27 protein-coding genes are annotated in these 25,580 nt (G+C 54.3%); 9 read left to right on the top strand and 18 right to left on the bottom strand.

All coding sequences use genetic code 11. The features are described from left to right. Window positions 1-70 precede the first annotated feature (70 nt). Entirely contained in the window at window positions 71-976 is a 906-nt protein-coding gene (locus tag IJT02_00960; GenBank protein ID MBQ7543492.1) for a LysR family transcriptional regulator, read from the top strand. Window positions 977-999: 23 nt separating this feature from the next. On the opposite strand, the gene gudD is transcribed toward IJT02_00960, so the two are convergent. From gudD to IJT02_00985, 5 genes are all read right to left on the bottom strand, one after another. Next, window positions 1,000-2,352 carry a glucarate dehydratase gene (gene gudD / locus IJT02_00965; protein ID MBQ7543493.1) on the bottom strand — a complete coding sequence of 451 codons (1,353 nt, stop codon included), beginning with the start codon at window positions 2,350-2,352 and terminating at the stop codon, window positions 1,000-1,002. 70 nt (window positions 2,353-2,422) lie between these two features. Then, window positions 2,423-3,364: a tripartite tricarboxylate transporter substrate binding protein gene (locus IJT02_00970; protein ID MBQ7543494.1), complete on the bottom strand. Its 942-nt coding sequence runs from the start codon at window positions 3,362-3,364 to the stop codon at window positions 2,423-2,425. Window positions 3,365-3,432: 68 nt separating this feature from the next. Beyond that, window positions 3,433-4,950, bottom strand: coding sequence for a tripartite tricarboxylate transporter permease (locus IJT02_00975; protein ID MBQ7543495.1), 1,518 nt, complete (start codon window positions 4,948-4,950; stop codon window positions 3,433-3,435). Between the two features lie 12 nt (window positions 4,951-4,962). Further along, on the bottom strand, window positions 4,963-5,454 hold the full coding sequence (locus IJT02_00980) for a tripartite tricarboxylate transporter TctB family protein (GenBank protein ID MBQ7543496.1): 492 nt from the start codon (window positions 5,452-5,454) through the stop codon (window positions 4,963-4,965). A 122-nt stretch (window positions 5,455-5,576) separates the two neighbouring features. Next, window positions 5,577-6,197: a flavodoxin family protein gene (locus IJT02_00985; GenBank protein MBQ7543497.1), complete on the bottom strand. Its 621-nt coding sequence runs from the start codon at window positions 6,195-6,197 to the stop codon at window positions 5,577-5,579. Between the two features lie 107 nt (window positions 6,198-6,304). Here IJT02_00985 and IJT02_00990 point away from each other — a divergent pair, with 107 nt between their 5' ends. The 5 genes from IJT02_00990 (at window position 6,305) to IJT02_01010 (ending at window position 13,189) form a co-directional block, all read left to right on the top strand. Continuing rightward, on the top strand, window positions 6,305-7,510 hold the full coding sequence (locus IJT02_00990) for a threonine ammonia-lyase (GenBank protein ID MBQ7543498.1): 1,206 nt from the start codon (window positions 6,305-6,307) through the stop codon (window positions 7,508-7,510). A 5-nt stretch (window positions 7,511-7,515) separates the two neighbouring features. Next, window positions 7,516-8,727 carry a M23 family metallopeptidase gene (locus IJT02_00995; protein ID MBQ7543499.1) on the top strand — a complete coding sequence of 404 codons (1,212 nt, stop codon included), beginning with the start codon at window positions 7,516-7,518 and terminating at the stop codon, window positions 8,725-8,727. Window positions 8,728-8,746: 19 nt separating this feature from the next. Continuing rightward, the gene (glyQ, locus tag IJT02_01000; protein ID MBQ7543500.1) at window positions 8,747-9,658 is read left to right on the top strand and encodes a glycine--tRNA ligase subunit alpha; all 912 of its coding nucleotides are present in this window, start codon (window positions 8,747-8,749) and stop codon (window positions 9,656-9,658) included. 6 nt (window positions 9,659-9,664) lie between these two features. After that, window positions 9,665-11,743, top strand: a complete 2,079-nt coding sequence (locus IJT02_01005; protein MBQ7543501.1) for a glycine--tRNA ligase subunit beta — start codon at window positions 9,665-9,667, stop codon at window positions 11,741-11,743. Between the two features lie 267 nt (window positions 11,744-12,010). Continuing rightward, window positions 12,011-13,189 carry a glycosyltransferase family 61 protein gene (locus tag IJT02_01010; GenBank protein MBQ7543502.1) on the top strand — a complete coding sequence of 393 codons (1,179 nt, stop codon included), beginning with the start codon at window positions 12,011-12,013 and terminating at the stop codon, window positions 13,187-13,189. A gap of 8 nt (window positions 13,190-13,197) precedes the next feature. Here the strand turns inward: IJT02_01010 and flhB are convergent, their stop codons facing one another. From flhB to IJT02_01075, 13 genes are all read right to left on the bottom strand, one after another. Continuing rightward, complete coding sequence (flhB, locus tag IJT02_01015; GenBank protein MBQ7543503.1) at window positions 13,198-14,286, bottom strand: flagellar biosynthesis protein FlhB; 1,089 nt, start codon at window positions 14,284-14,286, stop codon at window positions 13,198-13,200. Beyond that, window positions 14,268-15,062, bottom strand: coding sequence for a flagellar biosynthetic protein FliR (locus tag IJT02_01020; GenBank protein MBQ7543504.1), 795 nt, complete (start codon window positions 15,060-15,062; stop codon window positions 14,268-14,270). Before IJT02_01020 ends, flhB begins: the two co-directional genes overlap by 19 nt. After that, window positions 15,059-15,334 carry a flagellar biosynthetic protein FliQ gene (locus IJT02_01025; GenBank protein MBQ7543505.1) on the bottom strand — a complete coding sequence of 92 codons (276 nt, stop codon included), beginning with the start codon at window positions 15,332-15,334 and terminating at the stop codon, window positions 15,059-15,061. The genes IJT02_01020 and IJT02_01025 overlap by 4 nt, the downstream gene beginning before the upstream one ends. Window positions 15,335-15,351: 17 nt before the next feature. Beyond that, window positions 15,352-16,143, bottom strand: a complete 792-nt coding sequence (fliP, locus tag IJT02_01030) for a flagellar type III secretion system pore protein FliP (GenBank protein ID MBQ7543506.1) — start codon at window positions 16,141-16,143, stop codon at window positions 15,352-15,354. Next, window positions 16,124-16,384, bottom strand: a complete 261-nt coding sequence (locus tag IJT02_01035; GenBank protein ID MBQ7543507.1) for a hypothetical protein — start codon at window positions 16,382-16,384, stop codon at window positions 16,124-16,126. The genes fliP and IJT02_01035 overlap by 20 nt, the downstream gene beginning before the upstream one ends. Before the next feature lie 30 nt (window positions 16,385-16,414). Continuing rightward, the gene (locus tag IJT02_01040; protein MBQ7543508.1) at window positions 16,415-16,777 is read right to left on the bottom strand and encodes a response regulator; all 363 of its coding nucleotides are present in this window, start codon (window positions 16,775-16,777) and stop codon (window positions 16,415-16,417) included. Between the two features lie 78 nt (window positions 16,778-16,855). Beyond that, window positions 16,856-17,908: a flagellar motor switch protein FliN gene (gene fliN, locus IJT02_01045; protein ID MBQ7543509.1), complete on the bottom strand. Its 1,053-nt coding sequence runs from the start codon at window positions 17,906-17,908 to the stop codon at window positions 16,856-16,858. 4 nt (window positions 17,909-17,912) lie between these two features. Then, window positions 17,913-18,926: a flagellar motor switch protein FliM gene (gene fliM, locus IJT02_01050; GenBank protein ID MBQ7543510.1), complete on the bottom strand. Its 1,014-nt coding sequence runs from the start codon at window positions 18,924-18,926 to the stop codon at window positions 17,913-17,915. A gap of 7 nt (window positions 18,927-18,933) precedes the next feature. Then, window positions 18,934-19,392, bottom strand: coding sequence for a flagellar basal body-associated FliL family protein (locus IJT02_01055; protein MBQ7543511.1), 459 nt, complete (start codon window positions 19,390-19,392; stop codon window positions 18,934-18,936). An 18-nt stretch (window positions 19,393-19,410) separates the two neighbouring features. Beyond that, on the bottom strand, window positions 19,411-19,659 hold the full coding sequence (locus tag IJT02_01060) for a type II toxin-antitoxin system HicB family antitoxin (GenBank protein ID MBQ7543512.1): 249 nt from the start codon (window positions 19,657-19,659) through the stop codon (window positions 19,411-19,413). A gap of 14 nt (window positions 19,660-19,673) precedes the next feature. Further along, complete coding sequence (locus tag IJT02_01065) at window positions 19,674-20,402, bottom strand: flagellar motor protein MotB (GenBank protein ID MBQ7543513.1); 729 nt, start codon at window positions 20,400-20,402, stop codon at window positions 19,674-19,676. 3 nt (window positions 20,403-20,405) lie between these two features. Beyond that, the gene (locus IJT02_01070) at window positions 20,406-21,122 is read right to left on the bottom strand and encodes a motility protein A (GenBank protein MBQ7543514.1); all 717 of its coding nucleotides are present in this window, start codon (window positions 21,120-21,122) and stop codon (window positions 20,406-20,408) included. 78 nt (window positions 21,123-21,200) lie between these two features. Further along, window positions 21,201-21,422 carry a flagellar FlbD family protein gene (locus tag IJT02_01075; GenBank protein MBQ7543515.1) on the bottom strand — a complete coding sequence of 74 codons (222 nt, stop codon included), beginning with the start codon at window positions 21,420-21,422 and terminating at the stop codon, window positions 21,201-21,203. Window positions 21,423-21,657: 235 nt separating this feature from the next. Here IJT02_01075 and IJT02_01080 point away from each other — a divergent pair, with 235 nt between their 5' ends. Genes IJT02_01080 through IJT02_01090 form a run of 3 tightly spaced genes read left to right on the top strand, consistent with a single transcriptional unit; the run spans window position 21,658 to window position 25,580 of the window. Next, complete coding sequence (locus IJT02_01080; protein ID MBQ7543516.1) at window positions 21,658-22,968, top strand: hypothetical protein; 1,311 nt, start codon at window positions 21,658-21,660, stop codon at window positions 22,966-22,968. Then, entirely contained in the window at window positions 22,946-24,799 is a 1,854-nt protein-coding gene (locus IJT02_01085; protein ID MBQ7543517.1) for a 1-deoxy-D-xylulose-5-phosphate synthase, read from the top strand. Before IJT02_01080 ends, IJT02_01085 begins: the two co-directional genes overlap by 23 nt. Beyond that, a complete protein-coding gene (locus tag IJT02_01090) occupies window positions 24,789-25,580 on the top strand; it encodes a TlyA family RNA methyltransferase (GenBank protein MBQ7543518.1) in 792 nt (263 codons plus the stop codon). Before IJT02_01085 ends, IJT02_01090 begins: the two co-directional genes overlap by 11 nt.

The raw sequence follows: 25,580 nt of genomic DNA on the forward strand, positions 1-25,580 counted from the left end.
TAATTAGTCTTTGCGCATATCTAATTCCTAAATTTGCACTTATTGATAGATTTTGAAGGGGGAAAATTTCATGACGCTTCAGCAGCTCCGTTACTTCTGCACTATAGCAATGGAGCTTAACTTTCACAAGGCGGCGGACATTCACCACATAACACAGCCTTCTTTGAGCAATGCCATCACGAAACTTGAGGAGGAGCTGGGGTTCTACCTGTTCGAACGCAAGGGAAGGCACGTAGAGCTGACGAAATACGGCAGATATTATTCAGAGCAGATAAGCCCTGTTCTCGAGCATCTGGAATTTATCACGGACAAGGCAAAGAGGCTCGCGGACAGCAAGACTGGACATATTGACCTCGCGTACAACGTACCTTTTGGGAGAAAGTTAGTGCCGCAGATGGCGAGGGGGTTTCTTGATGAGCCGGAGAACAGTGAATGCACGTTCCATTTTCACCAGAACTCTTCACCGCTGATTATGGAAGGCTTGAAGTCCGGGCGTTATGATGTGGGCATCTGCACGAGCGAGCCGGTGCTCCCTGAGATTAACTATATCCCGCTGAAGAAGCAGGAACTTGTTGCGATAGTCCCGAAGACTCACGAGCTGGCAGAACGCGGAAGCGTAACCCTTGCCGAGCTTCTGCAGTATCCGTACGTTGATTACGCTGACTACGTGGGACTGAAGCCGACGATCCACAGGATACTTGAGGACGAAGGTCTGACACCGAAGGTTGCAGCCAAAGCTCCAGACGAAGAGAGCATAGCAGGTCTTGTGTCCGAAGGGTTCGGGGTGTCGTTTGTTGCGTCTGTGTACTCGCTGAGGGATTTTGACGTAGCAATACTGAAGGTTGAACGGGCTGACTGCTTCAGGATAATCTACATGACCCACATGAAGAACATGTACCTTACTCCGGCAGTTACGAGGTTCATACGCTACGGGGTTGAAGCTGAGCTGAGGAAGATACGTGCCCTCCAGCATTAACCAGAGGGCACAAAGATTACTGCTTACCTCACGAGGCAGGGCTTCTTGCTGTCAAATTTCCAGTTCGGAATGAGGTACTGCATCGCCTCTGCATCGTTCCTGTCGTGTGATGGCAGCTTGTTGTACAGAGTGTTTGCTTCCTCAAGCCGTGCCATGTTCAGCGTAACTCCGAGTCCCGGCTTCTCTGGAACTTCAAGATACCCGTCAACGATTCGCGGAGTGTCCTCGAGCAGGTTCTGCCCGTCCTGCCAGATCCAGTGCGTGTCTAGTGCTGTCGGATGTCCCGGAGCAGCCGCACCGACCTGTGCGAAAGCCGCAAGCGTGATGTCGAAATGGTTGTTGCTGTGGCTTCCCCACGTCAGCCCCCAGTCGTTGAGGAGCTGTGCGATTCTGATTGAGCCGCCGAAGCCCCAGAAGTGCGGGTCAGCGAGCACAATGTCCACCGCCTTCAACGCCGCCGAGTGGTAGAATTGCCGCCAGTCCGTCGCAATCATGTTCGTAGCTACGGGAAGGTGAACAGCGTTCTTGAACTCCGCCATAATCTCACGGCTCGAATACCCTGCTTCCGGCCCGCACGGATCCTCAATGTACGTCAAGACATCCTCGAGCGGCCTGCACAGCGCGATTGCTTCAGCAAGACTCCACGCACCGTTAGGGTCAATGTTTATGCGTCCGGCGGGAAATGCCTTCTTCAGCGCAACAACTGCCTTCATCTCCTCAGTTCCGGCCAAGACACCGCCTTTCAGCTTGAAGTTCCTGAAACCGTATTTCTCGTGAAGACACTGAGCCTGCGAGACTATAGCGTCCGGCGTGAGCATCTCGGTACGGCGCATCCTGAACCACGCATCAGAGCTTGATGATTCGTCGAGGTACGGAAGAGCTTTTGCCTTATCCTTGTCGCTGACGTAGAACAGGTAGCCCAGCGTCTCGACCTTGTCGCGCTGTTTGCCGTCGCCGAGAAGGTCGCACATCTGCAAGCCCAGAGCCTGACCCAGCAAGTCCAGCAGAGCGCACTCTATCGCCCATTCAGCTTTCACGACAAATTTCAGCTTCGAGATGTCCAGCGTCTGGATGCCCTCGCCGTCGTCCTCCTTCGCGCGCTTGGTGTGCTTGTGTATGCTGTCGAGAATGCTCCTGTACTTCCCGACCGGCTGACCTACAACAAGGCCTTCGCACGCTCTGAGTGCCTCGCAGGTGTAATCCCCGCCGTGAATCTCTCCGATACCCTGATGGCCTGCGCTGTCCTCGAGAATCACGATGTTGCGCGTGAAGAACGGTGCATGTGCCCCGCTCAGGGTCATTAACATCGAGTCATACCCCGCTACGGGGACGACCTTCATGCTTGTTACAGTTGGTGTTGTTCCGTATGTGCTCATAATTCAGTCTCCTCTACAATAAATCCCCCCTGCAGTTTTCACAGGAGGGACAACATTATTCCTTGCTCACTTACTCCGCGAACTGGTCAGCTATTGCCTTGAACGTCGCAAAGTACTCCGCGTCGTGCTTCTCGCTGTCCGCCGCGCTCAGGTAGTAGGGCATCATCTCTACCTTCCTGATTGCCTCGAGGCATTCCGGCTTGCTGTGCATTTCCTTGACGATGTTCTCGTACCACGCGATTATCTCTTCGGGCGTGCCCTTCGGGAAGTAGAACGAGAAATCGCAGTCAGGGTAAACGAGGTCGATTCCCTGCTCGCGGAACGTAGGGATGTCCTTGATGAGCTCGTATCTCTCTGCGCTGGGAACTCCGAGTGCGATGAACTGCCCGCTCTCAAGATAGTCCTTGCAGTTGATGTACGCGCCGGGCATCATGTCTACCTGACCTGAGAGCATTCCTACAATCTTGTCAGAGTTCGAGCCGTAGTCCACAAGGTCAAGCTGAATCCCGGCCAAGTCCTGGAACTTCAGAATCTCGTAGTACGTGTATGCTCCGACTTCAGTGCACGCAACAAGTTCGCCGGGTGCTTTCTTGGCCGCGTCGATGAACTCCTGAAGGTTCTTGTACTTCTTGGGGTTCACGTAGAACTGCTGGGCGGGGTCTTTCGCGAAAGTCGGCCCGAGCGTGAATGCCGTGTAGTTGTAGTCCGTGATTCCGGCAACGTTGGCGACGTTCACGAGGTTGTGCCCGTACAGGAACGTATGTCCGTCCGGCGCAGCTGCCCTGACCTGGTCGGCCGCGATTGAACCTGCGGCACCGTTGGCGTTCACGACGATGAAGTCGCACCCGGAAAGCTCCTTAGCGTACTGTGCGAACACGCGCGCGCTGAGGTCTGTGTTCCCGCCTGCTCCGGCAGGGACGATGATTGATACTGTGGTTGTGGGCTTCCACTCCGCGAATGCACACGATACTACCGCGAGCACAACTACTAACGCTAATAATACTTTCTTCATTGTTACAGCTCCTTACTGTATATTCTCCCCGCGAACGGGGGCTTTACTCGTAATTCTACGGCTGTCTGTTACTTCCCGTCGATGTGAATTACTGCTTCCTTCTGGCGGGAGGCCTTAATCTCCTTCCAGACCGACCACAGGAGAACTGCTATCGCTATACCGAAGAACACGCAGAAGATAGGACGCTGGAAGAATGCTCCGAACGTCTTATACCGCTGAAGCCCTCTGCGCAGGTACTCTTCCGTCATTCTGCCAATCAGGAAGCACAGAACGAACGGCGTAGTAGGCAGCTTGAATTTGTGGTACAGATACCCTATCACTCCGAACACCACGATAGACTGAACGTCAAACACTCTGTTGTTCGTTGCGTAAGCTCCGACGGCGCACAGCACCAGAATCAGCGGCAGAAGAATATGCTTCGGCACCTTGAGCACCTGAACGAATGCCTTGATGCACGTCCACTCGACGATTAGCATTATGAGCGCGCAGATCATGCAGGCCGCAAAGATTCCGTACACAACGTCAGAGTTCTTGACGAAGAGCAGCGGTCCGGCACTAAGTCCGTGAATGAGGAAGCCGCCCAGCATCATTGCCGTAACTCCGTCGCCGGGAATGCCCAGAACCAGAAGCGGGATTAATGCTCCGCCGATTGTGGCATTGTTGGCGCACTCTGTAGCTACGATGCCTTCAGGGTCTCCCTGCCCGAAAGTCTCCGGGTGCTTGCTCATGTTCTTGGCCGTAACGTACGCGAGCATTCCTGACGTTGAACCGCCGATGCCGGGAAGGATTCCGATGCCTGTCCCGATGAGTGCCGCACGGATTGCGCCGGGCATCCACTTGAAGAGTTCACCGAAGCTGAACCCGAAACCGCGCACCTTCCTGACGGGGATAGTCTTCACACCTCCGCCGATAGTTTCAGCACTCACGAGAATGTCCGCAACCGCGAAGATTCCGATTAACGTCGTGAGGGTGTTGAATCCTCCGCGCATCTCTGGGATACCGAACGTGAAGCGTGCCGTCCCGTCAATCGGAGCAAGCCCCACAAGCGCGAACACCAGCCCGAGCATTCCGGCCAAGAGCCCCTTGACCATGTTGCCGGACGAGAGGATAGCGACCATCGTAAGCGCGAAGAAGCAGATTCCGAAGTTGTCGGGGAAGGAGAACTTCAGCGCAACGTCAGCCAGCCACGGCGCAAAGAACGTGAGAATCACGAACGAGAAGATTGACCCCAAGAACGAGAACACTATTCCCACGCCCAGCGCGCGCATAGCTTCGCCCTTCTGTGCCATAGGGTAGCCGTCGAATGTCGTTGCGATTGACGAGGCAGTCCCGGGCATGTTGAGGAGGATTGCGGAGATGAGACCGCCCGAAATTCCGCCGATGTACACCGCGACTAGGACGTTCATTCCGAGCGAAGAACTCATCGAGAACGTTAAGGGAAGGAAGAGAGCGACGGCCATTGAGGCAGAGAGGCCGGGAATTGACCCGAAGATTATTCCGACAGCAACGCCGGCAATCATGAGCAGCAATGATGTGGGCTCGCAGACCCGTAACGCGGCGGCTCCTAACTGTGATAACGCTTCCATGACCTGCACCTCCTAGAGCGTGAAAATTCCTGCGGGCAGTACGATTTTGAAGCCGTACCTGAACAGGTAGAACACCACGAACACAAAGACGATGTCAATGACCGCATACATGATGATGTCCTTACTCTTGCGCTTGTCGTCGGGGGAGAGGACGAAAATCTGCAGGAACAGATAGCACAGCGTCGAAATGATGAAGCCGACGGGAGCAAGGATGTTGACGTAGATGACCACGAGCACGAGAGAGGCGAGAACTCTCTTGTAGTCGGAGGTATCTGCGGGCATTGATGCGGCTTTGGCGGCATTGGCCTTGAAGTTCTTTAGCGCGGTGAAGAGGAGCATCAGCGAGAGAATGACGATGAGTGTACCGATGACCGTAGGCATGAAGTCCGGGCCGATTTTCATGACGCGGGACTTTGGGAGCTGTTTGGCGAGGTATATTACTGCGGCACCGAGAGCAGTGTAGAAGATGCCGACGATAACATCACCGTATTTCCTGAAGAACAAGGTTACAGCACTTCCTTCCTGAATAGTATTGATATGTTGTTGGGAAAAATGGAATTGATAGGATTATAGCAAAAGGGTAATAAAATCCCCCCGTGTTTTTTACGCACAGGGGGAAATGATGCTCACCGTATGAAGTTCGTGTACACTATCTCCTCGTGCACCGGCTCAGGAACTCCTGCCTTCCGCCCCGCCTCAAAACACTTCAGCATGTACGCCATGTTCTCGCCTAGCGTCCTCATCGTCTGCATACCCTCAAGGTCCTGCCTCACATCTTCCGGCGTGAAACCGTGAACCTGATTCCAGTACTGCGACGACACTACCGGCATGTTCCTTATCGTGAAGTACTTGTTGAGCCTGTCGAACGCCGCAGTTGCACCTGCTCTCCGGCATGACACAACACACGCCGCAGGTTTGCCCTCGAGCCTGTCGCCTCCCGAGAAGAACAGCCTGTCCAGAAACGCGCACAGACTCCCTGCAGGCCCGGCATAGTACACCGGCGAACCCACTACCAGCCCGTCAAACTCATCGAGCCTGTCCGCAAGTTCCCTCACTCCGTCGCTGAACACGCAATGCCCGAGCTGCTGGCACTTGAAGCACGCAATACACCCCTGCACGGCCTTTTTGCCGATCCAGAAAATCTCCGTCTCTACTCCGTTCTTGTTGAGAGTCGCCGCAACTTCACTAAGGGCTGTGAACGTACACCCCTTTTCGTTGGGACTGCCATTAATCAGCAAAACCTTCATTGATTTTTTCCCCCTCGTTGTGATTCATGATAGGTATATTTTAGTATAATATGCCCATTATTAGAATTGGAGATGGTTATCATGAACATTTTTGAGAAGGGGAAAACATGCTGACCCTCGATAAAGTTTACACCGCCGCCTACATTCTCAGAGAGTGCGCGAGAAAGACGGATCTCATTGCTGCCCCGAACCTCAGCGAGAACCACAGCCTTTACCTGAAGACTGAGAACCTGCAGGTTACCGGGAGCTTCAAGCTCAGAGGAGCATACTACAAGATCTCACAGCTCACCGACGAGGAGAAGGCGCGCGGAATAGTCGCATGTTCGGCGGGCAACCACGCGCAGGGTGTCGCAATGTCAGCATCGCGCAGGGGCATTACCGCCACAATCTGTATGCCGGACTCCGCGCCAGTAATGAAGGTAGACAGCACACGCAGGCTCGGTGCTAACGTCGAGCTCGTGAAAGGCGTTTACGATGACGCTCATGACCGCGCTCTGGAGATAGTTTCGGAGACGGGAGCAACGTTCATTCACCCGTATGATGATGATTATGTGATTGCCGGGCAGGCAACGATAGGCCTCGAGATTCTTGACCAGCTCGAGGACGTTGAAGCGATAATCGTTCCCATCGGCGGAGGCGGGCTGATTTCGGGGATAGCTTTTGCCGTAAAAAGCCTCAAGCCGTCGGTAAAAGTCTACGGTGTTCAGGCAGCAGGTGCCGCGTCAATGTACAACTCCTTCAAGGCCGGACAGCGTCAGACCCTCGATAGCGTCTCGACGTTCGCCGACGGAATTGCCGTGAAGAATCCCGGCGAGACAACGTACGACATCATCAGCAAGTACGTCGACGACATTGTGTGCGTGAGCGAGGACGAGATTGCCGCCGCAATTCTGGCACTCATCGAGAAGCAGAAGCTCATAGCTGAGGGTGCAGGTGCTGTGCCTGTGGCCGCCGCAATGTTCCACAAGCTCCCCATTGAGGGCAAGAAGACAGTGTGCGTCGTCTCGGGCGGAAACATCGACGTGAACATCTTGTCGCGCGTCATAACCAGAGGCCTGATGATGACCGGCCGGAACGTCAACCTGACCATAGAGCTCGTCGACAAGCCGGGACAGCTTCAGCAGGTCAGCGAGATAATCGCTTCGTGCGGGGCAAACGTCGTGTCGGTCTACTACGATCACGGAGATACCAACATGGCAATCAATTCGTGCTTCCTGAAACTTGCGCTCGAGACACTGAACGCAGGACAAATTGAGCTGATAAGGCAGAAGCTGACCGAAGCAGGCTTCAGAATCGTAACGGAAAGGGTGTAGAAGTAGTGAGGAAGATATTTTCGGCATTGATTATGTTGCTGGTGTTTGCGGTGTCAGCTGGTGCGGCCGCCAAATGGGAGACGCTGAGCTTTACCGACGACGTAACAGCAGGGCTCGAGACGCTGAAGCAGTACTGCATCACGCACGACGTTGCGCTGAACGACGTTCTGTGGGCAAACCAGACCGACGAAGCCAGCCTTAAGGCCGGGATGACGATACACCTCCCGAAGAATCAGGCGGACATGCTCGCGATATGGCAGCATTCCGGCGCGTGGAAGCCTACGGCACTTGTTCCCGTAACCAGCGAAGCCGCCGCCAAACGTGCAATCAGCGACGGCAAGACCACGAAGCCCGCCTCAGCAAGCGCAGTCCCGCAGACAGTTGCTGCCGCCGCTCCGAAGCCTCAGCCTGCACCAACACCCGCACCTGCACCAGTCGCCGCCGCACCGAAGGCCAAGACCCCCGCGAAGAAGACAGCACAGCCTTCACCGGCAAAAGTCATCGCGCAGACAGCGAAGCCCGACAAGATTCTCACGGCCAAGAAGAAAACTCCCCAGCAGGAGATTCCCGGCCTGATGGATCCGATTATCGTTCTCTCGCCGAACGGAGACCCCTCGCACGGTCCGATGAGGCTCGTAATTTCCGGCGACAAGGTTGAAGTCGTACAGCTCCCGCAGAGTGCCGCGCCCAAGAAGCCCACTGTAGCGGATGCAAGTGCTCCCTTCACGTCGAGCTACACCTACATCTCCTACTACAACGCCTCGAAGCCGGGCGGCACGGGACTTCTTCCCGCCATCACCAGCCTCAACGGAAAAATGATGTGGCCTGTCGACGGCAAAATCTCTTCACCGTTCGGGAAGTGGCGCGGAAAGCACAAGCACGAAGGCATAGACATTCCGATGCCCGGCGGTACTCCCATCAGAGCCGCGAAGAACGGCGTAGTCATCCGCACCGGCAACAACTCGACGATAGGCTTCAGGGGCTACGGCAATTTCGTGATGCTGGATCACGGCGGAGATGTCAGGACGTTCTACGCACACTGCTCACGAGTTGCGGTCTTTGAGGGACAGAGAGTCATGCAGGGGCAGGTCATCGCGTACGTCGGCAACACAGGGCGTTCGACGGCGAATCACCTGCATTTCGAGGTCAGGATCAACAACACGAAGGTGAATCCGATCCCTTACTTGGCCGGAAACACACATTTTGCATCAAAGTAGGAAGGAGTTACACAACACCTTGAACTTTCAGGAAATATACTTCAGGCTTCAGAACTTCTGGGCACGTCATGACTGCGTGATACAGCAGCCCTACGACATCGAAGTCGGAGCAGGAACAATGAACCCCGCAACAGCTCTCCGTGTTCTCGGCCCTGAGCCGTGGAGGGTTGCTTACGTTGAGCCCTCGCGCAGGCCATCGGACGGACGTTACGGCAAGAACCCGAACAGGCTTCAGCATTATTATCAGTATCAGGTAATCATCAAGCCCGCGCCCGCGAACATTCAGGAGCTGTACATTGAGAGCCTCGCATCTCTGGGGATTGACCCGATGGAGCATGATATTCGCTTTGTCGAGGACGACTGGGAGAACCCTTCGACGGGAGCGTGGGGCTTGGGCTGGGAGGTCTGGCTTGACGGGATGGAGATTACGCAGTTCACGTACTTCCAGCAGCTGGGCGGCATAGACATGGAGAGCGTACCCGCCGAGATAACCTACGGCCTCGAACGAATCGCAATGTACGTCCAGAAAGTCGACAGCGTCTACAACCTCGAGTGGGCAGGGAACGTTACGTACGGAGATGTTCACCTTCAGGGTGAAGTCGAGCACTCGTTCTACAACTTTGAGGACGCGGACACTGATATGCTGTTCCAGCTTTTCGCGATGTACGAGGCAGAGGCAGGACGAATCCTCGACAAGGGGCGCGTTCTTCCGGCGTACGACTACGTGCTGAAGAGCTCGCACACGTTCAACCTCCTCGATGCCCGCAACGCAATAAGCGTAACCGAACGCACAGGCTACATTTCGCGCGTGAGAGCATTGGCGTGCAGATGCGCGGCGGCCTACCGTGCGCAGAGAGAAGCAATGAAGTTCCCGCTGTCGGCAAAATTCGACACGACGACAGGGAATTATTTTGACGCGGACAGGAGGTAAATCATCATGCCCATAAAGAACGTACTGTTAGAGATCGGCACAGAGGAGATACCTTCCCGCTTCATCCCTGATGCCTTGAAGACCCTGAAAGACCGCGCGGAAGCCTCGCTAGTATCCAGCCGCCTGACTTTCCGCGACGTAAAGACCTATGCGACACCCCGAAGGCTCGCCGTCCTCATCTCAAACGTCAGCGACGAACAGACCGAGCAGGTAGAGGAGTTCAAGGGGCCTGCGCTGGCGAATGCCTACGACCAGAACGGAGTCCCGACGAAGGCCGCAATAGGTTTCGCGAAGAGCAAGGGTGTTGATGTTAAGGATTTGACGGAGACGGAGATTAAGGGAGTGAAGTACCTTCTGGCCGTAATCCGTCAGGAGAGCAAGCCCGCAATGGAAGTTCTGCCCGGCATTCTCGCTGGGCTGGTGAACGGCCTGACTTTCCCGAAGAGCATGTACTGGGACAATTCCGGCGTGAGGTTCGCGCGGCCGGTGAGGTGGATCGTAGCACTAGCTGACGACAAGGTGATACCCTTCACGTTCGGGACGGTCGCGAGCGGAAGGACAACGTCAGGACACCGCTTCATGGGCAGAAGGGCGGTAGAGATTTCGAGTGCCTCCGAGTACCTTGATATCCTCTACGACAACAACGTGATTCTTGACCAGGAGAAACGCCTCCAGAAGATGAAGACCTCAATCGCTAACCTGCAGAAGGACTTTGACGGCAACTTTGAGGTTGAACTGGATGAAAGCATCCTCGAGGAGAACCTGTACCTCGTGGAATACCCCGTGCCGTTCATCGGGAGCTTCGACAAGAAATACCTCGAGATTCCTGAAGAAGTCCTGACAACGTCAATGAAGAAGAACCAGAAGTATCTTGCAGTCAGGAGCAAGGACAAGAACGGCCGTCTTGCACCGTACTTCATCGGCGTGAGCAATAACCTTGTGGCGAACATGAACGTTATCCGCGAGGGGAATGAACGTGTTCTGCGGGCAAGGCTTGAGGACGCGGCGTTCTTCTGGACGGAGGATAGGAAAGTGCCTCTCGCGTCATTCGTGGAACGCTTGAAGTCCGTAACGTATCAGGAGAAGCTGGGCAGCATCTATGATAAGGTTATGCTGACGAGGAAGCTCGCGCTGTGGCTGTGCATGACTTACGGCGAGACGGACATAGCCTCGCTGGTCGACAGGGCGGCGTACCTCTCGAAGGCTGACCTCGTAACGTCAATGGTGTTCGAGTTCCCGGAGCTTCAGGGAGTTATGGGCAGGGAATACGCAAAGTGTTCGGACGAAGACCCGCGCGTGGCTCTTGCGCTTCACGAGCAGTACCTTCCTGCGTTTGCTGGGGACAAGACACCTTCTGACGACGTGGGGGCGATTCTGGGCATCGCAGAGCGCATACACATAATCACTGCGTGCCACAAAGTCGGCCTCGAACCTACGGGCTCACAGGATCCCTACGCACTGAGAAGGGCGGCCCGTTGCATCAACGAGATACTTTTTGCGCGCCGCTACAACTTCGACGTTGAGGACACAGTCAGCGAGGCCTGCAGGATTAACGAGGTCAGCGACGAGGTGAAGGCCAAGATTCTGGAGTTCATGACCCAAAGGCTTCTGATTCAGCTCAAGGAACGCGGTTACTCCCACGAACTTGCGACGCTGGGCGTTAATGCCGCAGGAAGAGTTCCGTATCAGGCACTGCGCCTTCTGGAGACGCTGAACGGCGTTAAGGGCGAGGAGTGGTTCAGCGCGCTGGCGAACTCTGCTGTGAGGGTCAAGAACATCCTCAGCAAGAACGCGAAGGACGTTCCCGCAGGAGAACCTGACGAAGCACTGATGACTGTTGATGCGGAGAAAGACCTTTACGGCGAAGTTCTGAGGCTTGATGCGGCTGTGCGCGAGGCAGTGAAGGTCTATGACTGGGAAGGCCTCACGAAGATGCTCGCTGAGCTGTCGCCGGTAATCAGCAGATTCTTTGACGGAGTTATGGTCATGGACAAGGACGAAGCTGTGAGGAACAACAGGCTTGCGCTCTTGGCAAAGTGCAACGACCTGCTGATGACCGCCGGAGACTTGAGCGTTATGGCGTAAACTTACAGATCTGCGCGGAAGTCTAACGATGTTTCTGCGCAGGTTTTGCTTTTGCCGTGATACAATAACGTGCATTACATGGAAAGGTGGTATTGACATCATGACTGTTTTTGTGCATAATGCTCACAGCTCACAGCTCACAGCTCACAGCTCACAGACTATTGTTGTCTCTTAAGACCTGATTATCTGCAGGATTTATCCCGCAAAGACGTTGTTAATATTTCCAGCAGAAATTACTTTTCCGACAAGCCGCTGACTTGCCAGCACGTGCAGAACGGTATCATCCTCCCTCCCAGAAAAACGAGTTATCCTCCCAATGTCGATGTTCTCGGCGGAGTCCTTGACAGCGATGGGAATTATGTCGACATATCGTGCCAGCCCGCCGTTTTGCTGCCAGGAGATGTGTTTAGGGTCAGAGGCAGCTACGATTTCAGTGAGGATGAAGTAGTTCACAGCGATGAGAGAGTCATCTACATGAACTGCGCGCTGAATTTTCACTGGGGACACACGCTCATCGACGTTCTAGGCAGAGTCTGGTACATGTCGGTCGATAAAGACACGAAGGTGGCATACACCTACAACACTTATGTGGTTCATGAGGATAAGCTGCGTTCAGGGCTGGGGAACATCCTAGAACTGATGGAACTTGCAGGAATATCCCGTGATAGATTCGTCAGGGTAGATAAGGTTACTAGGTTCAGGGAGGTCATAGTTCCTGAATTATCGGTATTTCCGGGAAAATATTTCACTAGGGAATGGCGGGAGCTTTTTGACCGCATAATTGAGAACTCCGGCGCAAGAATCACCAGCGAGAAGAAAATCTACTGTTCCAGAAGCCGCCTGCCGGATCACAAAGAAGACGGAGAAAGTTACATCGAGAAAGTATTCACGGACAACGGATATGTTCCGGTCTACATGGAACGCATGACAGTGAGGGAGCAAATACAGGCACTCAATTCCGCTTCAGAAATTGCGATGGTGAATGGTACGCTTGCACACAACCTCCTGCTTGTAGCGGGCAGCCCCAAAGTTACTATCATCAACAAGACGTACGCTATGAATTTCTTTCAGCCTCTCGTGAATCAAGCGTCTCATGCCAGCGAAATCTATTACGTTGATGCGTATGTCTCACCTCTGCCGGTCAGTTTCGGAGCAGGACCGTTCATCATGAGGCTGACACCGGAATTTATGAGATACTGTAAGGATAAAGGAATGCGTCTTGAAGACGGGCTGGTAAGGGAAGGCACCCAAAAGCTGAACGTCAGGACAAGAGTCTTGTACTATCTCCGATGGCTGAGGAAGTACATCGTCAGGCCGAGATATTTTGTTGTCAGCTTCGTAAAAGGTATGTGGGCAAAAGTAAAGCTCTCCTACAGAGAAGCAGGTATACCCGAATACTATAAGAAGGTACGAGCCTACTACAGATCTCAGCAGAGAGGTGGTTAGCGTCGTGCTCATGATGCTTTCAGCTTGTACACGAACGCCAGCACCTCCGCAACTCCCTTGTACAGGTCTTCTGGAATCTCCTCGCCAATCTCCACGTGCTCATACAGAGCCCACGCAAGCGGTTTGTTCTCGACAACAGGAATAAGATTCAGCTCCGCAATCTCCCTGATGCGCCGGGCTGTGTAGTCCCCTCCCTTCGCGATAACTACCGGTGCTCCCATCACTTCCCTGTCGTACTGCAGAGCTACAGCAATGTGCGTCGGGTTCGTGATGACAACGTCGGCCTTCGGAACATCCTGCATCATCCTCTGCTTGGCCATCTCGCGCTGTTTCTGGCGAATCTTCTGCTTGACCTGCGGGTCTCCCTCCATCTGCTTGTACTCGTCCTTGACTTCCTTCTTGCTCATCTTGATTGAGTTCTCGAAGTCCCATTTCTGGTACGCGTAATCAGCAAACGCCATAACCAGCAGCATCAGTGCGAGCCTCATTGCCAGCGTCCAGAGCATGTCCCAGAACTGCCGTGCTCCGACAGGAAGGGGCATCTGCATAGCCTTCGAGGAGACGGGAAGGTAGCTGCGTATCGCGTTGTAGATCATCACCGCGAAGATTGAGGCCTTCAGCAGCCCCTTGATAAGTTCGACGCACGAACGCATAGAGATAATCTTCTTCATGCCGGTGAAGGGGTTAAGGCGGTCGAAGTGAGGGCCGAAGGGTTCGCCCGTCATCGCGAAGCCTACCTGCGCAATAACCGTAGAAGTCGAGAACAGCACCACGAGCCCGCCTAACGGAAGCCACGCGGCAAAGTATCTCTTTATGGCTTCCCACGAGACGAACGCGAACCAGCCGTCTTGCAGTATCGTCCTGTCTCCTACTGCGCGGAACATGAACTGTATCAGCCCCGTCAATGTCCGCCACGTCATAGCTCCGAGCATCGCTAAGCCCAACAGTGCAATGATTATCGCTACTGCGGCGTTAAGGTCTTTGCTGACGCACACACGGCCTTCTTCGCGGACTTTCTCGCGCTTGTGCGGGGTAGCTTCCTCCGTTCGTTCCTCGCCGAAGAACTGCAGGTTGAAGCTCACGGTACAGCCCTCCATGCACGAATCACGCTGAGCGCAAACTCTATCCAGTGCTCGAACTGGTTATACACCAAGTCCATCGCCAGAGGCAGAACAGCCGCCAAAACCATGAACCCCAGCATTACCTTTATGGGCAGTCCGACGACAAAGATATTCATCTGCGGGACTGTACGCGCAAGGAAGCCCAGCCCCACGTCCGAGAGCACAACCGCGCAATAGAACGGAACGACCATTCTGATGCCGAGCGTGAACATGCTCTGAAGCCACGAACCCAGCTGCATATCACCCGAAGGGAAAAGCGAAATCTGTCCCGGCGGAACGAGCTTCAGGCTCTCGATTACTGCCTGAATCATCAGGAGATGTCCGTTCCAGCGGAAGTACAGCCACATAGCAACGAAGAAATGAAGCTGTCCGATAAGCGTTGACTGGCTCTGCGTTGTCGGGTCCATCACCTGAGCCATCGAGAAGCCTATAGTTGTTCCTGTCTGTTCTCCGGCAACATAGAGCGCGTACAGCGGCAGTGCAGAGATGAAGCCCAGCGCAACACCCACAAGCAGTTCACGGAGGCACACGGCGGCCAAGAAGATTACCTCGTCGAAATATATCATTGGGATTTCTTCCGTCTTGATGATACCGACAGAGCACACCGACAGCATCACAACAAACATGTACCTGTACGGTGTCGGCGGCATTGTTGACGTGAAGACAGGAGAGGAGAAAACGAGTCCGATATACCTCAGGTGAAGCAGAAGGTAGACGGCTAAAAGCTGTGAGGGTAGCTCAATCCCTCTCACTGTATGAATCTCTCGAGCTGCCCGAGAATCTCGCGGGTCATAACGAGCATTCTCGTCCCTATCCACGGGGACAGCATTACGATGCACCCGAACACCGCAAGAATCTTCGGGATGAAGATTAACGTCTGCTCCTGAATTGATGTCGCGGTCTGGAGTATTCCGATGAGTAGGCCGACAATCATTGCCGTCAATAATATCGGGAGGGTTACGGAAATCATCGTCCAGATTGCACCGCTGAGAACGTCGAACAGGCTTAAGTTAGTTACGGGCATTTATCGCACACTCCTTGTTATGGTACGTTGGTGAAGCTCTTTAGGACGCTCATCACCACGAGATTCCAGCCGTCTGCCATCACGAACAGCAGAATCTTGAACGGCAGGGAAATCATCATTGGCGGAAGCATCATCATGCCCATAGCCAGCAGTACACTCGACACGACCATGTCCACAACCAGAAACGGAATGTAGATCACTACTCCCATCTGAAACGCCGTCTTTAGCTCGCTGAGCATGAATGCAGGGATAAGCACGCGCGTGCTGACTTCCGACTGATTTGCTGGGCGCGGAGACTCTGACATCGAGATTATGAGGGAGAGTTCTTCCTGCCTCGTGTACCTGAACATGAACTCGCGCACGGGCTGAATCGAGTTGTCCCACGCCTGCTGTGCCGTGATGTTGCCGGACAAGTACGGTTCAAGGCCGTCGTTGTAGACCTGCGACCACGTCGGATACATCGTGAACATCGTCAGGAACAGCGACAGCCCGGCGATTACCTGCTGCGGCGGGGACTGCTGGAGGCCTATTGCACGCTGAACGAACCCCAGCACGATAATTATTCTCGTGAAGCTCGTAACCATGAGCAGGATTGCGGGTACGAGGCTCAGCACGGTCATAAGCGCGAGAATCTGCAGGGTCAGTGCGACATCGCGCGGAGAGTCCGCCTGAGTTACGCCGAGACGCAGTGCCGGGAGAGTTATTGTGCTGGAGATTTCCGGGCTTCGCGGAGGGTTGACCTGAACAGCACCGTACGACACTCCGGCCAAGAGAAAGAGCAGGACGAGGCTAGCTGTTATCTTTCGCATCAAGCCAGTCATCATAACTCCACCTGCCCACAACGCACGTGCCTGACGCTCCGACAGTGAAGGCTATCACTTCCGGGCCGCACCTCACCACAAAAAACACATCCCTGCCGGTCAAGCGCAGGGACGATAATATTTCCGTGCCTCTTGTGCCGTTAAGCTGGGGATTGTGCTTCTTTGCGTACCTCACCAGAACATACGCACAAGCAGACATAACTATCAACGCTGTTACGGCTTTGAGCACATAAGCCGCAAGACTTACGCTCTCTATGATTTATGACAGCACCTTTGTGATGGCTTCAATAACTCTCTCGGGCTGGAAGGGCTTGACGATGAAGTCATTTGCTCCGGCCTGGATTGCCTCGATGACCATTGGCTGCTGACCCATTGCCGAGACCATGACGACCTTGACACTGGGGTCTATTGCTTTGATGGCTTTGACGGCATCGATTCCGTTCATCTCCGGCATGGTGATGTCCATTGTGATGATGTCAGGCTTGTACTTCTGGAAGGCGGCTACTCCTGCCTTGCCGTTCTCGGCCTCAGCAACAACCTCAAAGTCGTTCTTGGTCAGAATATCCTTTAGCATCATGCGCATAAACGCCGCGTCATCGACGATTAAAACCTTTTTGCCCATTCTGGAAACTCCTCCATAATGTGATTGACTTGTTGTCTGGAAATTTTATCTGCATTATAACACGAAACAGCTTGATTTTTACGATGCCGCCCGTGCTGCTCCTCCAGGTATAATGTCCGTTATTCTCACGCCGAAATTCTCGTCTATCACGACAACTTCACCGTGTGCGATTAGCTTTCCGTTGACGAGAATATCAACTGGTTCACCGGCCATTTTGTCGAGTTCGACGACTGCTCCGGCGGTTAGTGCGAGAATCTCTGATACGCTTTTGCGCGCCTTGCCGAGCTCCACCGTAACCCTCACGGGAATATCCGCGATTAGGTCTATCGGGCTCGGGACACCTCCCGTACTTCCGCCGCCTAAGGGCTGGAATGCCGCCGGTCTTACGTCAACTGCCGGGCCTGTGTTCTGCCGTCCTCCCATGATTCCTCCTCCTCCCATCGGGCTGCTGGCTTGCTGAGGCTCTGGCGGTCTGCCTCCTCCGCGCATAACGTTAGAGATGTCGAGCGCGTCATTGAGTGCGAGGCACGTCCATATGTTGAACGGAGCAAGGCCGTCAATGCTTACGTTTACGGGGCTGATCCAGAGCTTGGAGTCTGCGGGTTCGACGGCTATGGCTAGCCAGTCATCTTCTGCGAGTGCGGCAATGCTGTTCTCGGGCATCAGCTTGCGGTTTCCGAGAAGTCCGCTTAAGCTGGTGAAAGCACTTCCGACTACCTGGCTCAAGCCTTCCTGCGCGGCGTTCCAGTGCAGATCGCTGGGTTCTGGGAGCGGAGAGCCTCCTCCTCCCATCATGAGATCTGCGAGGGTCAGTGCACCGTTAGGCTCAACAACGAGCGATAACGGTTTGTCGTCGAAGCCACCGAACGTGCTCGAGAAGATGAAGGGAAGTTCCTTAAACTTGGCCGTGAAGTCCGTCTGCGTCATGATTTCCGGCGCGCTAATGCTGGTGGTTACGTTTTTTCCGGCAAGCATGTTGATGACGCTGTTCTCGGAGTTGGCGAAAACGTCGGCAACTTTGGCGAGCTGTTCGGAGTCTGCGTCAGAAATATCGTCCATATCTCCGAGCCCTTCGCCTCCGCCGGACAGCAGGGCGTTGATTTCGTCGGGACTCAATAAGTCATCAGGCATGTGGTTATTGGTCTCCTTTCTCTGGTATTATGACAGGCATCTCTTGCGACAGTACCTGCGTGATCTCTACTGCGTTGTTGCCGTTGAGCGTTCCGGGACGTGCCTTGAAGCGTATCTGGTTGCCCACACGTACATCTATCTGCGCGTCCTTGCGTTCGTCGAGGCGTATAACATCGCCGGGCTGGAGAGCATAAACGTCCGCGAGCGACAGCACCGTGTGTCCGAGCTCCATAGCCATCGGCATCTTCACCTGCATAACGGAATTGTTCAGCCAGTTTCTGACCTCATCGTCGGCCTTGTGGCTCGTTGACGCAAACCACTGCTGGGACGACAGCCTGTCCATTATCGGCTCCATCAGGAAATACGGGAAGCACAAGCTCACCATTCCTTCAACGTCAGAAACTCTCAGCTTCATTATGACGACGAGAACCATATCACTCGGCGAACATATCTGCACAAAGAACGGATTGCTCTCCATCGATTCGAACCTGAAGCGAACGTCAACAACCGTGCTCCAGCTGTCCTCGAGGAGCTCAAGGATGCGCATTATCACCCTCTCGATGACTGTCTTCTCGATGTCGGTGAGTTCGCGGACATTGCCGGTGAAAGTTCCTCTGCCGCCCAGCATTCTGTCTATTATCGTGAAGACTAATGCGGGGTTGATCTCGATGAGCATACTTCCTTCAAACGGGTGCATCTCAATCATTCCGATGACTGTCGGCTGAACCATGTAGTTCACGAACTCTTCATAGGCGAGCTGTTCGACGGAAGCGACTTCAGCGGACACGATGGAGCGTATCAGCGTGGACAGAACGGTGGTCATCTGGCGCGCGAAGGACTCGTGAATCATCTGTATTGCGCGGAGCTGATCCTTGCTGAACTTGTCGGGACGCTTGAAGTCGTAGACCTTGAGCTTGTCGTACTCGTCGGCCTTAGCGGCAATCTCGTCGATGCTTGTGCCGCTGGAGATCGACTTCATGAGTGCGTCGATGGCATCTTGTGATAGTACGTCCGGCATCTCTCACCTATTGCAGTATCATGCTCTCAAAGAGTACGTTGACTATCGGAGCTTCGCCGCCCACGTCAGGAAGCATTCTGTTCAGCGAACGCTTGATGTCCCCCGCGAACTGCAATGCTCCTTCTGCGCTGGTCAGGTCGTCGTAAACTCTGTCCTTGATGAGCATGAATATTTCGCTGCGGATTCTGTTCATCCAGCCTGGTGTCTGCACGAGCGCGGAAGCTCCTTCCTTCTCGACGAGCTCGAGGGACAGTGTGCAGTCGAGAACGTGCCGTCCTGCTCCGGCCAAGTTGCTGGTGAACTGTCCGATTGAGACGATAGGGCCGGGATTCTGGATTACGCGCCCCGCACCGATCTCGTTTTCGGTGTCTTTGGGAGCCATTGTGCGGCCAAGTATCAGGCCTCCTCCGAAACCTGCTCCGAACATTACGAGTCCTACTATTGCGAAAATCAGTATGCGCTTCATTTATGTATGTCTGTCCTCCTAAAAGATCTGCGGTATTCCTGCTTCCCTGTCGAGCGGTATATCTATAGGCTTAACAATAAGTTCTTCCTGCGGGATTTCTTCGCCGTCCTCGTAGTAAGCGAGAGCCATTTCATGAGCAGCATCCTTCAGCATCTCTTCGCAGTCGTCAATATCCTTGCCCGATGTAATAACGTTCGGCCACTCCAGAAGCTGTCCCATATATCCGAAGCCTTCCTCCAGCTTCGTGTAACATGCTGTGAATTTCATCCTCTCTCTCCTCCTTAACGTTTCGGGTACTGCGACAAGAACACTATCTCCACGCGCCGGTTCAGTGCCCTGTGCTGTGTCGTGTCGTTGGGCACAATCGGCTGTGCTGAGCTGAACCCTACAGCCTGCAGCTTCGTCGGGTCAAACCTCCCCGCACTCTCCATGTACGACGCAACCGCCGCCGCCCGCATCGAGCTCAGCCCCCAGTTGTCGCGGTAAATTCCTCCGTTCAGCACTCCCGCATCAGTGTGCCCCTCGACAGACGCAAACGGCACGTAATCCCTCACGAGCTCAGAGATCTTGTAGAGTGCTCGCATCCCCTCAGGCCGGAGGTCAGCGCGGCCGGGCTGGAACAGGAACTGGTCGCTTATCGACACAGCCACTCCGCGCTGGTTTATCGACACCTGAATATCACGCGTGAGATTCTCCGACCTCAAGTAACTGTTCAGAGTGTACGCAACATGCCGCGTGTCCAGCTCTACGCGCTCACTCGCACCGGGACTCGTGCCCATCTCTCCGCTCTTGTTCGGGTCAGCAGATTCTTCTGTGGTTACCCCGCCCTTCAGCACTCCCAGAGATCCCCTCAATGACAACAATGCCTTCTGGAACTTCTGCGCGTCTATCGAGGACATAGCGAACAGCAGGATGAAGAAGCACAGTATAAGCGTAACCATGTCCCCGTATGTGCCCATGTAGAACGGTGCGGAAAGTCCCGGTTCTTCGGGCTTCTTCTGGCGCGCCATACGTTAAGCCTCCTCCTGGTTGAAGGCTTCGCGCATTGCAGGAGGCAGATAAACCTTCAGCTTCTCTTCAACGATTCGCGGGTTCTCTCCGGCCTGAATCGCAAGGATACCCTCTACCATCAGTTCCATCGACTTGACTTCCTGCGCCGAACGTGCCGCCAGCTTCTTGCTGATAGGAGAACCGAACATGTTAGCCATCATTGAGCCGTACATTGTCGTGATAAGTGCGACCGCCATTCCGGGACCAAGAGCATTAACGTCCTGAAGGTTTCCGAGCATTGCAATTAGTCCGATCAGAGTTCCTATCATTCCGAACGACGGCGCAAACTCCGTAAGGTTGTCGAACACGGCTTTGTTCGCACTGTGCCTGTCCTCAAAGACTCCTATCTCCGTATCAAGGATTGCCCTCACAAGTTCCGGGTCTGTTCCGTCAACAACGAGCTGTATTGCCTTGCGCATGAAATCGCTGTCGACCTCCGCCACATCAGCTTCAAGAGAGAGCAGGCCTTCACGCCGTGCCTTCTCCGCAAAGCTGACTATCATCTGAACCATCCCCACAAGGTCAGGCTCTTTGAACGTAAAGACATTCTTCATACAGCCGCCTATAGCTTTAAGACGGTCGCCCGGGTTGGAGATGACTGTTGCTCCGATTGCTCCGCCGATTGTTATCATCAATGAGGGAACGTCGAAGTATGCCCCGATGTTTCCGCCAGAAGCCATCGACGCTACAACCAGAATCCATGTCGCGAGAAATCCTATCAGACTTGTTAAATCCAAAACGTGCTCACCTCTGACGTATTATTCCTTTGCTTCGTCGGCAGTGTTGGCGATTATGCACGTGTACCCTGCCGCTTTCCTGAATGCAATAATCTTCCTGTACACGTCCTTCACTTTCTCTTTGACGACGTAGCGGTGTCCGTTGAGAAGGCGCAGTACAGTATCCGGCGTTACATCAATAGTCTCTATCATGTCGGAGTTGAGCAGAAATGCCTCACCGTTCAAGCGATGTACTTCAATCACATATAACGCCAGCCCTTCAGTTGTAAAAATTGTGCATGAAAAATTACGTGTTTGGTAAATTGATGGATATATTATACGATTTTGAGGGGAAAAAGCGATAAAATAATCAGACCAAAAAATTTTCACACGACCAAAATTTACCGTCGGAGGTGTATTTCCTAGTATCATGTCCGAAAATATCAGTGAACTTCAGAATAGAATAGACTTCCTTGTGAACGGAGGAGCTCTGCAGCTATTGACTGACCTCCTCAACAGCAAGGGCATCAAGGCTCTTGTTGTCGAACCCAACGACTCAGCAGGACTGAGCGTCATCGGTGCGGCAGGCCTCGTCCCCGAAAGCCTCAGCCTCAAGGACGACGTTACTGCCCTGTTCCCTAAAGGTATCGCCCACGAAGCCTATGAACTTGAGTTCTCCGCCGCGTCGAAAACTTGGCCGGGAGTTGTTCACGTCAAGGGCGAGCACTGGAACGTGTATATCCTCCTCAAGGATAAGCCCGCCAACCCTGATGCTCTTCTCGCCGAGCTGAAGCCTTATGCTGGGCTTCTGAGGCTGTGGGAGACGTTCAAGAATATATCGTCAACGGAGAAGAAGCTCTCGCGCCTGTCCTATATGATTCTGGCGACAAAGAGTACCCTCGCGTCAATCTTTGAGCCGATGCCGTTACAGTATTTCGCGTCGTTCCTTAATGACGTGCTTCAGGAAAGCCTTTTCCCGAAATCAATCGTTATCCTCAAGGACGAAGGAAGCTACCTGACCGTCTTCAAGGGTAAAGCTGACAGCATTCCCGAGCGCAAAGGAGTTTACGCGTCGCAGATTCTTCCGCCCAACCCCGTAATCATGAGCAAGTACGAGCCCGCAGAAGTCCTCCTGCCTGTCGCGGAAGGTGATTGCCGTCTGTTCTGCCTCATGCAGTGGGACACCCTTCCTGACGACGAGATGATGAACTTCCTCGAGCTTCTCGGCAACCTCGCGGTACGGGCAATAGCCATCAACAACTTGCGCGCGCAGTCGAAGCAGACTGAAGCTAACATCTCGAGCGGAGAATTTACGGTGCTTTCACTGTCGAACGTCCTTAAAGTCCTCAAGGGAGCTGAGAGCAAGGAGAAATTCTGCTCGCTTCTTGTTGACATTTTCGCGGAACAGTCCCGCATGAGCACGTGCATTCTCTCGACGTGGAACGCCGGGCGCAAGGGCTACACCATCGCCGAGCACAGGACTGGGCACATAAAGGCCAGCGAGGACACGACGCTTCTGCCTTCGTCGACCGGGCCCGTACCTGCGGTGAAGGTCAGCGACACGGTGTACGACATTTCCGCAAAGTCCGCCGATTCTGTGTTCAAGTCGTGGGGCTTGGCCGGGTGTCCGTGGAAGGAAGCCATGAAGAATGCCGCGTACGTGTTCCCTGTGTGTGATGACAATTCGCTTATGGGGATTATCGCGCTCGGTGCAGGACAGGGCGCAAGGGCAGTGCTCGACCGTTCACAGATTGCTTCGCTGCAGCTGATTGCACAGTTTGCGGCGTATGAGTTCCGAAGATTTGAGTGATATGCAGATTCTAACGCCAGGCTTCACACGACAGAACCTGCTCACTCTGGATTACAGCGTGCTTCCCGTGCTTGCTAAAGAGGTGCGGGAAGTTATTGTAGAGACCGTGAAGAAGAACGGCGGGCATCTCGGCTCGTCGCTGGGAGTCGTCGAGCTGACAATAGCAATGCTCCGTAAGTTCGACCCGTTCAACGACAGGATAATCTTTGACGTTGGGCATCAGTCTTACCCGTACAAGATTCTTACTGACAGGTTCGACAGATTCAGCACGTTGAGGCTGAAGGACGGGATTGCGGGTTTCCCGCGCAGGAGCGAGAGTCCCGCCGACCACTTCAACACCGGGCACAGCAGCACGTCGATTTCTGCGGCACTGGGTTACGCCAAAGCGCGAGACCTTCTTGGGGAGAAACGGCATGTTGTGGCGTTCATCGGGGATGCGTCGTTAATCAACGGGCTTGCGTTCGAGGCACTGAATTACGTTCAGGACACGAACACAAAGCTGATTATCATCCTCAACGACAACAAGCACTCAATCAGCGAACCCATAGGGGGCTTCTCGACGATGCTGGCGCGTCTCTCAGCAAATACCTTCTACAGGCGAATCAAGAACGCGCTGCGCAGACGGACGAGCAACGACTTCAAGAAGTGGCTTGAAGGAGTCAGGAATCACATTCGAAGTCTGTTCAAGCCGTCAACAGTCTTTGATGAGATGGGTATAAAGTACTGGGGGCCGTTCGACGGGCACAACATCAGGAACATCGAGGAGATATTAGAGCTGGCCAAGAACTACTACCGGCCTGTGATTCTGCACTTCAACACGACGAAGGGCAAGGGAGTACCTGAAGCAGAGGCAGACCCTACGAAGTATCACCAGCTTTCTCCCGCCGGAGAGCCGAAGGGCCGGACGTGGAGCGAAGCCGCCAGCGATATGGCAGAAGAGATTGCGCGCCGTGATGAACGCATCGTGTGCCTGACCGCCGCAATGATTACGGGAGTGAAGCTCGAACATTTTGCGCGTGATTTCCCCCGCAGGTTCTTCGACGTGGGCATAGCGGAAAGCCACATGCTGACGATGGCCGCCGGGCTCGCCGCAGGAGGAATGCGCCCTTGGGTGTTCATCTACTCGACGTTCTTACAGCGCGCGATGGATCAGCTGATGCATGATATTGCCCTGCAGAATCTGCCTGTCGTCCTGATGGTTGACCGTGCTGGGCTGTCCGGCTCTGACGGTGATACTCATCAGGGACTGCTGGACATCTCGTGGGGAAGGGCAGTGCCGAACCTCGAGATTTACGCTCCGTGCGATGAAGCGTCATTGCGTGATGCTATGCTGAAGGCCTCAGTTCACAACGGCCCGACGCTGATACGTTACCCGCGCGGGTTAATCCCCTCCGAGAACCTCAGCCCGTCCGTGTGCGACGGAGGAATCCTGAAGCTCAGCGAAGGCAGCTTATGGGCGATGCTGGGGAACGGTGCGAGTGTCCCTGCAATGATCGAAGCTAGAGGCTTGGCCGGACGTGAAGGGCTGTGCGTTCCTGCAGTGTATGACGTTAGACGTGTGAAGCCGCTGGACGTTGAAGCACTCGACGACATTCTTGCGCGCTACAACCTTCTTGCTGTGCTCGAGGAGAGTTACGAGGCCGGAGGACTGGGCGAGGCTGTCGCGGCAAGGATTGCTGAGACGAACGCTGGAGTACGGCTCGTGAGGTTCGGAGTGCCTGATGTGTGCGTGAAACACGCCACGCAGTCGGAACAGCGCGAAATGTACGGCCTCACACCCGAGAACGTGATAGCACAGTGCAAAAAGTTCCTGCCTCATCATGAAGGATAAGGAACGTCTGGATAAGTTACTGCCTGAGCTTGGCCTCACCGATACGAGGAACAGGGCTCAGGCATTAATCATGGCCGGAAATGTCCGCGTCAACGGGCAGGTTATCACGAAGGCGGGCGCAATGTTCCCGCGCGATGCAGTTATCACCGTAGAAGGAGTGCGCCAGTGGGCAGGAAGAGGAGCGCAGAAGCTCTTGCGTGCGTTCAAGGTTTTCCCCATCAACGTTGAAGGGAAGGTGTGTGCTGACTTCGGCGCATCAACTGGAGGTTTTACGGATGTACTGCTGGCTAACGGTGCGCGGAAGGTCTACGCAATTGATGTGGGTTACGGGCAGCTTCTGTGGAGGCTGGCGAGCGATTCACGGGTCGTAGTCATGGACAGGACAAACGCACGCTACCTCACACGTTCGGACTTTCCCGAGCGGGTAGAGTTCTCCTCGTGCGATGTGTCGTTCATCTCCTTGAAGCTGATAATCCCTGTGATTGATGACGTAACGGAGGGTGATGCTGTTGTGCTCATAAAGCCGCAGTTCGAGGCCGGGCGCGAGAGAATCTCTAGGGGGGTTGTGAGGGACAAGGCAGTTCACGCCGACGTTCTGCGGGAGGTTCTGGCGTTCGTGAAGGAGAGCTCGGGCTTCGGCGTTGCTGGGCTCACTCACTCGCCGATACGCGGGCCTGAAGGTAATATAGAGTTCCTGTGCTGGCTGTCCCGCTCACATGACAGCAAGAATTGCGATGTTGATGCTATAGTTGACGAAGCGCATGAAAAGTTAGGGAAATAA

Source organism: Synergistaceae bacterium (assembly GCA_017450125.1).
Lineage (GTDB): Bacteria > Synergistota > Synergistia > Synergistales > Aminobacteriaceae > JAFUXM01.

Bases quoted from the DNA above. Each gene is read 5' to 3' on its own strand.
- IJT02_00960 (MBQ7543492.1), top strand. From the start codon at position 71: ATGACGCTTCAGCAGCTCCGTTACTTCTGCACTATAGCAATGGAGCTT.
- gudD (MBQ7543493.1), bottom strand. From the start codon at position 2,352: ATGAGCACATACGGAACAACACCAACTGTAACAAGCATGAAGGTCGTC.
- IJT02_00970 (MBQ7543494.1), bottom strand. From the start codon at position 3,364: ATGAAGAAAGTATTATTAGCGTTAGTAGTTGTGCTCGCGGTAGTATCG.
- IJT02_00975 (MBQ7543495.1), bottom strand. From the start codon at position 4,950: ATGGAAGCGTTATCACAGTTAGGAGCCGCCGCGTTACGGGTCTGCGAG.
- IJT02_00985 (MBQ7543497.1), bottom strand. From the start codon at position 6,197: ATGAAGGTTTTGCTGATTAATGGCAGTCCCAACGAAAAGGGGTGTACG.
- IJT02_00990 (MBQ7543498.1), top strand. From the start codon at position 6,305: ATGCTGACCCTCGATAAAGTTTACACCGCCGCCTACATTCTCAGAGAG.
- IJT02_01005 (MBQ7543501.1), top strand. From the start codon at position 9,665: ATGCCCATAAAGAACGTACTGTTAGAGATCGGCACAGAGGAGATACCT.
- flhB (MBQ7543503.1), bottom strand. From the start codon at position 14,286: ATGGAGGGCTGTACCGTGAGCTTCAACCTGCAGTTCTTCGGCGAGGAA.
- IJT02_01025 (MBQ7543505.1), bottom strand. From the start codon at position 15,334: ATGCCCGTAACTAACTTAAGCCTGTTCGACGTTCTCAGCGGTGCAATC.
- fliP (MBQ7543506.1), bottom strand. From the start codon at position 16,143: ATGCGAAAGATAACAGCTAGCCTCGTCCTGCTCTTTCTCTTGGCCGGA.
- IJT02_01040 (MBQ7543508.1), bottom strand. From the start codon at position 16,777: ATGGGCAAAAAGGTTTTAATCGTCGATGACGCGGCGTTTATGCGCATG.
- fliN (MBQ7543509.1), bottom strand. From the start codon at position 17,908: ATGCCTGATGACTTATTGAGTCCCGACGAAATCAACGCCCTGCTGTCC.
- fliM (MBQ7543510.1), bottom strand. From the start codon at position 18,926: ATGCCGGACGTACTATCACAAGATGCCATCGACGCACTCATGAAGTCG.
- IJT02_01055 (MBQ7543511.1), bottom strand. From the start codon at position 19,392: ATGAAGCGCATACTGATTTTCGCAATAGTAGGACTCGTAATGTTCGGA.
- IJT02_01060 (MBQ7543512.1), bottom strand. From the start codon at position 19,659: ATGAAATTCACAGCATGTTACACGAAGCTGGAGGAAGGCTTCGGATAT.
- IJT02_01065 (MBQ7543513.1), bottom strand. From the start codon at position 20,402: ATGGCGCGCCAGAAGAAGCCCGAAGAACCGGGACTTTCCGCACCGTTC.
- IJT02_01070 (MBQ7543514.1), bottom strand. From the start codon at position 21,122: ATGGCTTCTGGCGGAAACATCGGGGCATACTTCGACGTTCCCTCATTG.
- IJT02_01085 (MBQ7543517.1), top strand. From the start codon at position 22,946: ATGAGTTCCGAAGATTTGAGTGATATGCAGATTCTAACGCCAGGCTTC.
- IJT02_01090 (MBQ7543518.1), top strand. From the start codon at position 24,789: ATGAAGGATAAGGAACGTCTGGATAAGTTACTGCCTGAGCTTGGCCTC.